This window comes from Streptomyces sp. NPDC001714, assembly GCF_042892755.1.
Taxonomy (GTDB): domain Bacteria; phylum Actinomycetota; class Actinomycetes; order Streptomycetales; family Streptomycetaceae; genus Streptomyces.
In genome coordinates, this window is record NZ_JBIAUL010000022.1 from 147,743 (window position 1) to 158,091 (window position 10,349).

A 10,349-nucleotide genomic window follows, 5' to 3' on the forward strand; every position below is an offset into this window, starting at 1 on the left:
TCGTTGCGTAACTCAAGTAAATTACTGCCCGGGTTTACCCCCAGTACTGCGCGGCGCGTAGGCACCGGTTGTCAGATCCCGTGGTCACGCAACGGTCCGACGGTGAGCCCCCGCTGGTCACAGCTGTCCAGGAGGCGTGGCAGCGCGCCCAGGGCCGAGCGCCAGGCGCCCGGCGCCGAGGTGCGGTCGGAGTCGTGCAGCAGGATCGTGCCACCGCCGTCCAGGTCCCGGACGACGGTGCGGTGGACGGAGTCGGGGGTGGCGCGGGCGGTCCAGTCCTCGCCCCAGCAGGTCCACAGCACCGGGGTGAGACCGAGCCGGCGGGCGGCCAGATGGGCCGCGGTGGACATCACGCCGTACGGGGGCCGGTACAGCCGCGGCGCCTGCCCGGTGAGCGCTCCGACGGTGTCCCGGGCCCGGGCGAGGTCGTCGTGGGTGGCCCGGGGGCCGCGCAGCAGGAGCGGCCGGTGCAGCCAGCCGTGGACGCCTGTCTCGTGCCCGGCCGCGGCGATCTCGCGGACCAGGCCGGGTGAGCGGCGGGCCTGGCAGCCGAGCAGGAAGAAGGTGGCCCGGACCCGCCGCTCGTCCAGGGCGCGCAGGAAGAACGGGGTCGACAGCGGGTCCGGGCCGTCGTCGAAGGTGAGGGCGACGTGGTCCGCCCGGCCCCGGCCGGCGAGACGGGGCATGACGCGGTTGCGCAGCGGTCCGAAGGTGGAGATCACAGGGGCCGCGTGCAGGGCGAGCGCCGGGAGGGTGGCGAAGGCGGCCGTGCGGAGCAGGCGTACGGGGGTGGTCACGAGTGGTGGTCCCCCTGGTGCGGGCCGCCGGGGTGGGCGTCGTCGTCGAGGTCCAGGGTGTGGTCGATGGCGTGGATGACGCCGGAGCCGCTGCCGGTCGTGGCGACCGCGGTGCCGACCGCGCCGGCCCAGAGGGCACAGGCCACGGCCGCGCCGGCGCCGAGCCGCCGGACGGCCGGGCGTTGCCCGCGCCAGGCAGGCGCGGCGCCGGGAGCGCGCACGACCGGGTCCGCCGGGGGCGACGGCAACCGGCGGAGGCCGGGCGGGCCCGGCCGCGGGCCGGTCGTGCGGCAGGCGCGGGATATCTCGTCCGCCGGGCCCGCTCCGGCGGCGGCGAACAGGGCGCGGCCCGCCTCCCGTTGCAGCAGGCCGCGCGGGCCGTCGATCAGGTCGGCCAGTACGTCCTTGAGTTCGGCCCGGTCGCGGATCCAGGCGGCGACCCCGGCCTCGTCGAGCGCCGCGGCGTTGGTGAGGCCGTGCCCCGGTATGCAGCGGTAGCTGGCGACGGGCAGCCCGGCGGCGAGGGCCTCCAGCGAGGTCAGACCGCCCGCGTTCTGCACCAGCACGTCGGCCGCGTGCATCAGGCCCGGCATGTCGTCGACCCAGCCGTAGACGTGCTCGACGCCGTCGGCGCGCAACCGCTCCGCAAGGGCCTCGTTGCGGCCGCAGACGACGACCGGTACGGCCGCGCCGCAGTCGCGCAGCTCCAGGGCCACCTGCCGGACCGGGCCGACCCCCCAGGAGCCGGCCACCAGCAGCGCCAGCGGGGCGTCCGCGGGGAGCCCGAAGCGGGCCCGGGCCGCCCGGCGCCGCCCGGCGTCGGCGGGGCGGAAGCGCGGGTCCGCCACCGGGCCGCCCACCCGGACGTCCCGGGCGCCCAGGGCGCGGGCCTGCGCGGCGGGTACGGCGTGGGCGGCGAGGTGGACGTCGACGCCCTCGGCCACCCACAGCGGGTGCACCGAGAAGTCGGTGAGATAGGTGAACACCGGTACGTCGAGGCGGCCGGTGAGCCGGAGTCTGCCCAGGACGCGGCTGGCGCCCGGATAGGTGGAGACGACGGCGCCGGTGTCGGCGGGGAGGGCGGCGCGCATGTGGTTCTCGGCGCTGCGCAGCAGGGCGCGGGCCAGCGGGCCGCCGCCTCCGGCGCGTTCGGTGCTGGTGTAGACGCGCTGGTAGACCCAGGGCGCCCGGACGAGCATCCGGTGGTAGCCGTCGCGGACGGCCCGGCCGAGCCGGGCGGGCAGCAGGTCGAGCAGGTCGTACCGGTCGACCGTGACACCGGCCGCCGTCAGCCGCCGCGCCAGTTCGCGCGCGGCGCCGTCGTGGCCCGCGCCGATGCTCGCGGAGACGATCACGACGCGCTCGGCCGGCGTCACGGGCCGGGGAGCGCGGGCGGGCCGGGGACGCAGGGCGGCGGCCGCCAGGGCGCGCAGATGCACCGTACTTCCGAGGTGGGGCATGGGTGGGTTCCTCCGCACAGACTCCGCAGGTGGAGTGGAGCGGCGAAACTCTACAACATGTAGTAGGTAAGCTCGTACAACTTGTAGTAGACGGCTTTCGCGCAGCTCAGCAGGGGTCGGCACCGGTTCTACAGGAGGTAGTAGCAGTCCAGGTAGGCTGTCGCCTCGAACGCTGGTTGAAGGATGGTGAACGGTGCGCGACCGGAAGATCGACGAGACCGGTGAGGCATCCGGCCGACGGGCCCGCGGCGAGTTGGAGAGCGGGGTACTGGCCGCCCTCTGGGCCGCTTCCGGGCCGCTGACCGCCCGGCAGGTCCAGGAACGGCTGACCGGAGACCTCGCCTACACGACGGTGCTGACCATCCTGTCCCGGCTCCACGACAAGGGCACGCTGGTCCGGCACCGGGCGGGCCGGGGTTACGCGTACGCGCCCGTGCGCGACGAGGCGTCCGACACCGCCCAGCGCATGCACACCCTGCTGGAGCGCGGATCCGACCGGGAGGCCGTGCTCGCCCGGTTCGTCTCCGAACTCTCCGAGGAGGACGAGCAGTTGCTGCAGCGCCTGCTCGGCGAACCCGACGGCGGCCCCGCCGGCGAAGGACTGTGAGCCGATGACCGTCAGCGTCTACGTCCCCTTCCTGGTCACCGTGGTCCTCGCGGTGCTCGCGCCCCGGCTCGCCCGGCGGTTCGCGCCGCGCCCGGCGGCGTGGGCGCTGGCCGGCGGCGCCCTGGTGACGGCGCTCGGCTGGCTGGGCTCGCTGGCACTGCTGGCGTTCACCGGGCTCGCACAGATCCCCGAGGTCGCGGAGGAGGGCCGCTGGTCGGTGACGGCGCTGCGCGCGGACGACCCCGTGTATCTCACCGTGTCCGCGGTCGCGACGGTCACCCTGCTCGCCTCCCTCACCGGCCTCGCGGTCGCCGCGGTGCGACAGGTCCGGCATCTGCTCTGGGCCCGCCGGGAGTGCGCGCGGCTGCCCGGGGACGTGGAGCTGGCCGTGCTCGACGACGCGTCGCCGCACGCCTTCGCGCTTCCCGGGGCGCCGGGCCGGATCGTGGTCTCGCACGGGATGCTGCGCTGCCTCGGCGACACCGAACGGGAGGCCCTGCTCGCACACGAGCGGGCCCATCTGCGCGGCCGCCACCATCTCTTCCAGAGCGCATGGCGGCTCACCGCCGCCGTCTGCCCCCTGCTGCGGCCGCTCGCCGGGACCGGCGGCTTCGTGCTGGAGCGCTGGGCCGACGAGGAGGCCGCGGAACGCGTCGGGGACCGGACGGTCGTCGCACGCGCGGTGGGCCGCGCGGCCCTCGCCTCGGCCAAGGCCCCGGCCGGTGCCTCGCTCGCGGCGACCGGGGGCGCCGTGCCGCAGCGGGTCCGGGCGCTGCTCGCCCCGCCGCCGCCGCGCCGCGCGCTGCCACTGGTCGCGGGCGCCGCGCTGCTCGCGGTGTCCTGCGCGAGCCTGGCCGAGGCCGCGTCCGACAGCGAGCGCATGATCGAGGGCGCCCAGTTCGCCGCGTGCGTGACCGCGCTCAAGGACACCGGGATGCCGGCGCAGCCGCCCGCACACGGCCCCTGCGGCCACCCGCCCCGCGACCACGACGAGCCGGGCCGATATCCCCGCTGATCGCCCCGGGGCTTGACACCACGATCGGAGCGAGGGTTATCGTCACCCGACGATCGCCAGGATTCCTGTCGATCGATCTGCCGCCCGGCGGGCATGCGCCCCGCCCCGCGGCGCATGCCCCTCCCGATCGGAGCCGTATGTCCCTCCTGGCCCGCCCTTCGGTCGCCGCCCTCGCCGCGAGGACCATGCAGCGGCTGACCCTGCTCGCGAGCAGGCGCCCGAGCGGCCCGGGCTCCGACGCCGCCGCGCACGCCCGGTTCCCCGAATTCCCCCGCACGGTGCGGGCGTTGACCATCCCGACGTCCGTCGCCCCGGCCCGCGCCACGGTGTATCTGCCGACAGCCGTGTCCACCGCTCCCCCGGTGCACGTCAACTTCCACGGCGGCGGTTACGTCATGTCGCTCACCGAACTCGACGACCCGCTCTGCCGGTTCCTCGCCGCCGAGGCCGGGGTGGCCGTCGTCAACGTCGACTACGTCGTCGCCCCGCAGCATGCCTTCCCGGCCCCGCCGCGCCAGGCCTACGAGGTGGTCCGCTGGGTCGCCGAGCACGCGGCCGAACAGGGCTGGGACGGTGCCCGGCTCACCGTCGGCGGGCAGAGCGCCGGCGGCGGCCTCGCCGCGGCGGTGGCCCGGCAGGCGCTGACCGAGGGCGGCCCCTCGATCGCCCTCCAGGTCCTGCACTATCCCCCGCTGGACCTGGCGACGAGCGCCTCCGACAAGCGGTCCGCCATCGCCAGACCGGTACTGCGGCCCTGGATGGCCGAGGTGTTCGACACGGCGTACGTCCCCGAGCCGAAGAACCGCACCGACCCGCTGGTCTCCCCCGCCCACCCGTCCGACACGGCCGACCTGACGGGCATCGCCCCCGCGCTGGTGATCACCGCCGCGTACGACCTGCTGAGGGCGGAGGGCGAGCGGTATGCCTCGCGGCTGGGGGCCGTGGGGGCGCTGGTGGAGCACCACGAGGTGGCGGGGGTGGATCACGGGTATGACGGCACGGACGATGTGAAGGCGCGGGAGGTGTATGCGCTCATCGCACGTCATGTGCGGTCAGCCGGGGGGCCGGGCGCCTAAGAGATCGGGGTGTGCTGCCGGTGGGCGGCCGACCGTTGTCGGCGGCTGGTCACGCAGTTCCTCCCCCAGCCTTCGGCCGGGGGGTACCCCCCGGCGCCCCTGACGGGGCGCCAATGGACCGTTGCTCACAGGCTGGGTGCGTCCGTCGAAGTCTGCTGCGGTTCAGCAGCGCCCCACACGGGCGCTGGGAGAACCCGGCCCAAGGCTGGGGGAGGATCTGCGCGACCGGCCACGACGGCGCCGCAGTCGGCCGATCGCAGCCCTTCCAGCGGAGCGTCTACCCGTCGAACCGCGGCGCGGCTACGCCCAACCGGTCCGCGTGCCCGGTGAGTTCACGCCATACCTTCGCGGCCACGGGGACGCCCTTCGCCCCCCGTTCCTCCGCCACCGCCGCGCTTCGCTCACCGGGGTAGAAGACCCCGACCGCGCCCGCCGCGACCGGCAGACCCTTCAGCGTGCCCAGGGTGTCGTCCACGTTCGCGGTGAAAGCCTCCGGATCACCGAAGGCGGCCGGGTCCACGGCGATGAGCAGGGCGTTCTGGCGGTGCTTGCGGTCGCCTGCATGGAAGGACGCGAAGATCGGGGCCCCGACCAGAACGCTGGTCAGGAGTTCGAAGGCGAGGGACATGCCGGAACCCTTCGCGCCGCCCAGCGGCAGGGGCATGACCGCCCGTTCCGGGTCGGTCGTCCGGGTGCCGTCCTCCGTCGCGGCCGCGCCCTCCGGCAACGCCGTGCAGCTCGCCCTCGCCGGCCGGATCCTGCCGAGGGCGATGGTGGCGGTGGCCATGTCCAGCAGCAGCGGCGCGTGTTCGCGGGCCGGTACGGCGACGGCGAGGGGGCTGGTGGCGACGGCCGCGCCCTTGACGCCGGTGTAGCCCATGTTGGGCATGCCGGCCACGAACCCGAGCCCGACCAGGCCCTGTTCGGCGATCCGGGACACGTAGTAGCCGATGGCGCCGGTGTGGACGGTGCGGCGGACACCGGCCGAGGCGATGCCGGTCTCGCGGGCCCGTCGTACCGCCTCGTCGGCGCCGGCGGTCAGGGCGACCGGGCCGGGGGCGCGGTCGGCGTCGAGGACGGCGGCGGCCGGGGCCGTCGACTCGATCGTCATCCGCGGCCGCGCATTGGCGACGCCCTTGGCCAGCAGCTCCAGGTAGGCGGGGACGCGGGCGGTGCCGTGCGAGTCGACGCCGCGCTGGGCGGCCCAGACGAACACGTCGGCGGTGGTCCGGGCGTGCTCGGCGCTCAGGCTGCCCCTTTCGAGGAGGGCGGCGGAGAAGGTACGCAGGTCGTCGGCGGGCACCAGGATCTTGGTGGGGGTGCTGGACATGGTTGCGGTGTGTCTCCTGGCTAGCGGGTGACTAGGACGTCCACGACGGCGGTCGTGCCCTCGGCGACGGACTGAGGGCGCGCTCGAGCGCCGGTGCGAGCGCTTCCGACGGGTCGACGGCCTCGGTGCGCATGCCGAACGGCTCGGCGAAGTCGGCGAGCCGGGGCAGCCGGTGCAGATCGGTGCCGAGCCATTCACCGGTCTCGGCGGCCGCGCCGTCGGGGTAGAAGCGGCGGTGGTCGAGGTTCATCGACTTGTAGACACGGTTGTTGAACACCACGATCAGCAGCGGCAGTTCGTACGCGTTCGAGACGTCGTACGAGGGGATCACCGGGTTGTAGGTGAAGGCGCCGTCGCCGATGGTGAGGACCACCGGCCGCTCCCGTGCGGCGAGTTTGACGCCGAGGGCGACCGCGATGCCCTGGCCGAGTCCGCCCTGGACGTAGAAGCAGGAGTCAGGGGCGGCGGTCTGGACGTGCCGCTTGACGACCCGGCTGTGGGTGATGGTCTCGTCGACGACGATCGCGTCCTGCCCGTGCAGGGTGGCGGCGACCCTACCGGGTCGATGCCCTTGGCCTCGGCCGCCTTCGTCTCCGCCGCCGCGATCGCGGACTGCTCGGCGGCGTGCCGTTCCTCCTGCGCCGCCCGGCGCACCTCGCACAACTGCGACGAGCACGTGACCGTCCTGGAGGGCGAGGCGGAGGTGTGGGTGGACGGCGAGGTGACCCGGCTCGAGCGGTTCGACACCACGTACGTCCCGTCCCCCGTCCCCCGCCTGTTCCGCAACGTCGGCGACACTCCGCTGCGGATCCTGTGGGTGTACTCGTCGGGGTACGTCACGCGGACCTTCACGGCCACGGGGAAGACGGTCGAGCACCTGTCGGCCGAGGACCGGATGGGCTGAACCCGCGTGCCCTGGGACGTCCCAGCCGTCCCAGGGCACGCGGGGACGACATGGCGACGGTCCGGCACGGAAACGCTCCGACTCGTGATCACGCTTCGTGGTCACGAGCACGACAGCACGGAGGTTTCCATGTCCCGTCGGATCCTGAAGAACGGCCTGCTGGCCACCGTCGCGGTGTTCGCGTTCCTGCCCACGGCCGGGGCCGCCACCGCGAGCGCCGCCACCCCGGTCCCCGCGCCCCAGGGAATCGTGCAGTACTACAACTACACCACACTGCCCGCGCCGGCGGCCCGCCGTGTCCACCACCGGCACTACACCTACCGCACGGTGGGCCGGGTCACCACGCACCACGTCCGGCTCAACGTCCGCTCCGGTCCGAGCACCCGCTACCGGGTGGTCAGCCACCGCCACAACCACCGGCTCGTGGGGCTGACCTGCAAGACGTACGGCGGCTCGGTGCGCGGCAACCACACCTGGTACCGGCTCCCGCACCACAAGGGGTACGTCTCCGCCCGCTACGTCCGGGTCGGTCACGCCGTCCCGTGGTGCTGACGGCCCCTTACCGCCGTACTCCCTGACCGCAGAGGCCTGTTCGGGAACCGCGCGTTCCCGAACAGGCCTTCGACATGCACCCCTCGATTCACCGTCTTCACACCTGTTCGCCGGTTGCGCCCCCGGTTCCGATGGGAAGCCATTCCGACATCAGGGGCGAAACGCCCATAGCGTAATGAAGTCGAGGCACGCAACATGCCGCACTCCGAAGGAGCCAGAACCACCCCACCGGACGAGTCGCCGGCGGCGAGGCTGCGCGAACTGAAGGAGCGTACGGGACTGAGCCTCGCGGCGCTGGCCGCCCGCACCCCGTACAGCAAGTCCGCCTGGCACCGCTATCTCTCCGGCGACAAACGACCGCCACGCCCGGCGGTGGAGGCCCTGGCCCGGCTCGCGGGCGCCGATCCGGTCGCCGTACTGGCACTGTGCGAGGCCGCCGGGGAGCCGCCGGCCGTCGCACCGGTCCAGGACAGGACACCGGCGAGGCGGTGGTGGCGGCTGCCGCTGACCGCGCTCGCGCTGCTCGCCGTGGCCGGGGTGTCGGCGGCGGCCGTGACCGTCTCGGACCGGCGCGGCGCACCGGGCGCACAGCCGGTGTCGGCGGCGCCGCGCTGTCATGGCCGGTCCTGCCAGGGCGAGTTGCCGGACGCGTCGGCCTGCGCCCGGGACGCGCGGACCAAGAGCCGTGTCACAGGTGTCGCCTACGACGTTTGGCTGCGCTGGTCCCCGGCCTGTGGAACCGTCTGGTCCGAGGTGCGGCTGCACACACCGCACGCCCGGGAGGTCTCGGTCCGGGCCGGGCAGGACGTGCTCTCGGCGAGCTATCCCGCCGAGGACTCGGTCGGCTACACCAGCCCGATGCTCGCGGTGCCGGCGCCTCGGGGCGTGGAGGCGTGTGCGGAGGTCGGGGGACAGCTGGCCTGCACCGGACTGGAGGCGGAACCCGCCGGCGAGCAGTAGGAAGGCGCCGCGCCCGTGGAAGGAGCGCGGCGCCGGACCGGTCCGGCCGGACCGGTCAGTGGGCGGCGACCAGCTCCTCCTGGTCGTTGGCGGCCTGCGGCTGCCTGGCCGAGCGCAGGGCGGCGATGCCGATGAACACCATCGAGGAGACACCGGCCAGCGCGAAGGCGGTGAAGCCCCAGTCGCCGTTGCCGGCGGCGAGCAGCTGGCCGCCGAGCCAGGGGCCGAAGACGGCGCCGAAGCGGCCCATGCCGGAGGTCCAGCCGACGGCGGTGGCGCGGTTGTCCGGGGTGGAGCGGATGGAGACGGTCGCGTAGATCATCGTCTGGGCGCTGTTCAGGAAGACGCCGGTGAGGAAGACGACCAGGGTGGTCACGCCCATCGGCATGTGGACGCTGAGCAGGTAGACGCCGGCGGCGGTGAGGGCGAACCAGATCGCCGCGATGCGCGGGGCGCCGAACCGGTCCGCGGCGCGGCCCGCGACCAGCATGCCCACGATGCCGCCGAGGTTGAAGACGACCACGAAGGTGAGGGCGTTGGTGAGCTCGTAGCCCTCGGTGCGCATCAGGGTCGGCAGCCAGGTGGCCACGCCGTAGACCAGGAGCAGGCCGCCGAAGGAGGCCAGCCAGTACAGCAGGGTCTGCAGCCATTCGCCGCCGCGGAACAGGGCGAGCAGCGCGTCCCAGCGGTCGGCGGCGGTCTTCTTGCCGGCGACGGCGGGCAGTTCGACCTCGTAGCGGTGGGCCAGCGCGGTGGCCTCCTCGGTGCGGCCCTTGGCGACCAGGAAGCTCAGCGACTCGGGGAGGAGCTTCAGCAGGACGGGCACGAACAGCAGCGGGAGCACGCAGACCCAGAAGGCGGAGCGCCAGCCGAAGGGGTCCACCAGCCACTTGGCGACGTACGCGGACAGGATGCCGCCCGCGTGGTGGGCGGTCATCAGCACGCCGATGGTGATCGCGATCCGGCCGCCCTTGGCGTAGTCCGAGACCATGCTGATCGCGGTCGGCAGCAGCCCGCCGAGGCCGACGCCGGCCAGGGTGCGGCCGAGGCCGAAGACGGCGAGGCTCCCGGAGACCGCGCAGATGCCGGAGGCGAGCGAGAACAGCGCGACGCAGGCGATCATCAGCTGCTTGCGGCCGATCCGGTCCGCGACCGTGCCCGCGGTCAGGGCGCCCACCAGCATGCCGAAGGTGGCGTAGGAGCCCAGGTCGCCGGCCTTGTCCGGGGTGATGCCGAAGGTCTTGGTCTCCAGCAGGTGGGGCAGCACCGAGCCGTAGATGAACATGTCGAGGCCGTCGAAGAGCACGGCCAGCCAGCACAGACCGACGACCAGCAGGGCCAGTTTGCCGCCGCGAGCGGACAGGGCGGTTGAGGAGGACATCTTTGTTTTCCTCTCGTCCAGGATGCGTTCCCTGGAGGGGAAGCGGTAGAGGGGGTCGACGCGGCTCGTGCTGCTGACCCGTGGTGCGTAGACGCTAAGGATTGGCGTCAAAAACGTCAACACTTTTGTCAACAATCACCGACCGATCCGGACACCTCAAGCGGAACAGGGGGGTGGGGGGGGGGGGGGGGGGGGGGGGGCCCCCCCCCCCCCCCCCCCCCCGCCCCCCCCCCCCCCGGGGGGGCCGGGGGGGGGGGGGGGGGGCTG

At 74.0% G+C, this 10,349-nt stretch carries 11 protein-coding genes; 6 read left to right on the top strand and 5 right to left on the bottom strand.

All coding sequences use genetic code 11. The features are described 5' to 3' along the window. Positions 1-71: 71 nt before the first annotated feature. On the bottom strand, positions 72-797 hold the full coding sequence (locus ACFY0P_RS42235) for a polysaccharide deacetylase family protein (protein WP_388926268.1): 726 nt from the start codon (positions 795-797) through the stop codon (positions 72-74). Continuing rightward, a complete protein-coding gene (locus ACFY0P_RS42240; RefSeq protein ID WP_388926271.1) occupies positions 794-2,257 on the bottom strand; it encodes a glycosyltransferase in 1,464 nt (487 codons plus the stop codon). Before ACFY0P_RS42240 ends, ACFY0P_RS42235 begins: the two co-directional genes overlap by 4 nt. 193 nt (positions 2,258-2,450) lie before the next feature. On the opposite strand from ACFY0P_RS42240, the gene ACFY0P_RS42245 reads away from it, so the two are divergent. The 3 genes from ACFY0P_RS42245 to ACFY0P_RS42255 all read left to right on the top strand — a co-directional run bounded on the left by ACFY0P_RS42245 (position 2,451) and on the right by ACFY0P_RS42255 (position 4,955). After that, a complete protein-coding gene (locus ACFY0P_RS42245) occupies positions 2,451-2,864 on the top strand; it encodes a BlaI/MecI/CopY family transcriptional regulator (protein WP_388926274.1) in 414 nt (137 codons plus the stop codon). Positions 2,865-2,868: 4 nt separating this feature from the next. Then, positions 2,869-3,879, top strand: coding sequence for a M56 family metallopeptidase (locus tag ACFY0P_RS42250; protein ID WP_388926277.1), 1,011 nt, complete (start codon positions 2,869-2,871; stop codon positions 3,877-3,879). A gap of 137 nt (positions 3,880-4,016) precedes the next feature. Next, the gene (locus ACFY0P_RS42255) at positions 4,017-4,955 is read left to right on the top strand and encodes an alpha/beta hydrolase fold domain-containing protein (RefSeq protein ID WP_388926279.1); all 939 of its coding nucleotides are present in this window, start codon (positions 4,017-4,019) and stop codon (positions 4,953-4,955) included. 277 nt (positions 4,956-5,232) lie between these two features. Here the strand turns inward: ACFY0P_RS42255 and ACFY0P_RS42260 are convergent, their stop codons facing one another. Beyond that, complete coding sequence (locus tag ACFY0P_RS42260) at positions 5,233-6,285, bottom strand: Ldh family oxidoreductase (protein WP_388926282.1); 1,053 nt, start codon at positions 6,283-6,285, stop codon at positions 5,233-5,235. 31 nt (positions 6,286-6,316) lie between these two features. Beyond that, on the bottom strand, positions 6,317-6,961 hold the full coding sequence (locus ACFY0P_RS42265) for a thiamine pyrophosphate-dependent enzyme (protein WP_388926285.1): 645 nt from the start codon (positions 6,959-6,961) through the stop codon (positions 6,317-6,319). On the opposite strand from ACFY0P_RS42265, the gene ACFY0P_RS42270 reads away from it, so the two are divergent. From ACFY0P_RS42270 to ACFY0P_RS42280, 3 genes are all read left to right on the top strand, one after another. Beyond that, entirely contained in the window at positions 6,962-7,189 is a 228-nt protein-coding gene (locus tag ACFY0P_RS42270; RefSeq protein ID WP_388926288.1) for a cupin domain-containing protein, read from the top strand. A 129-nt stretch (positions 7,190-7,318) separates the two neighbouring features. Further along, positions 7,319-7,741, top strand: coding sequence for an SH3 domain-containing protein (locus ACFY0P_RS42275; protein WP_388926290.1), 423 nt, complete (start codon positions 7,319-7,321; stop codon positions 7,739-7,741). A 195-nt stretch (positions 7,742-7,936) separates the two neighbouring features. Continuing rightward, entirely contained in the window at positions 7,937-8,701 is a 765-nt protein-coding gene (locus tag ACFY0P_RS42280) for a DUF2690 domain-containing protein (protein ID WP_388926293.1), read from the top strand. A gap of 55 nt (positions 8,702-8,756) precedes the next feature. On the opposite strand, the gene ACFY0P_RS42285 is transcribed toward ACFY0P_RS42280, so the two are convergent. Continuing rightward, a complete protein-coding gene (locus ACFY0P_RS42285; RefSeq protein ID WP_388926295.1) occupies positions 8,757-10,082 on the bottom strand; it encodes an MFS transporter in 1,326 nt (441 codons plus the stop codon). Positions 10,083-10,349 lie beyond the last annotated feature (267 nt).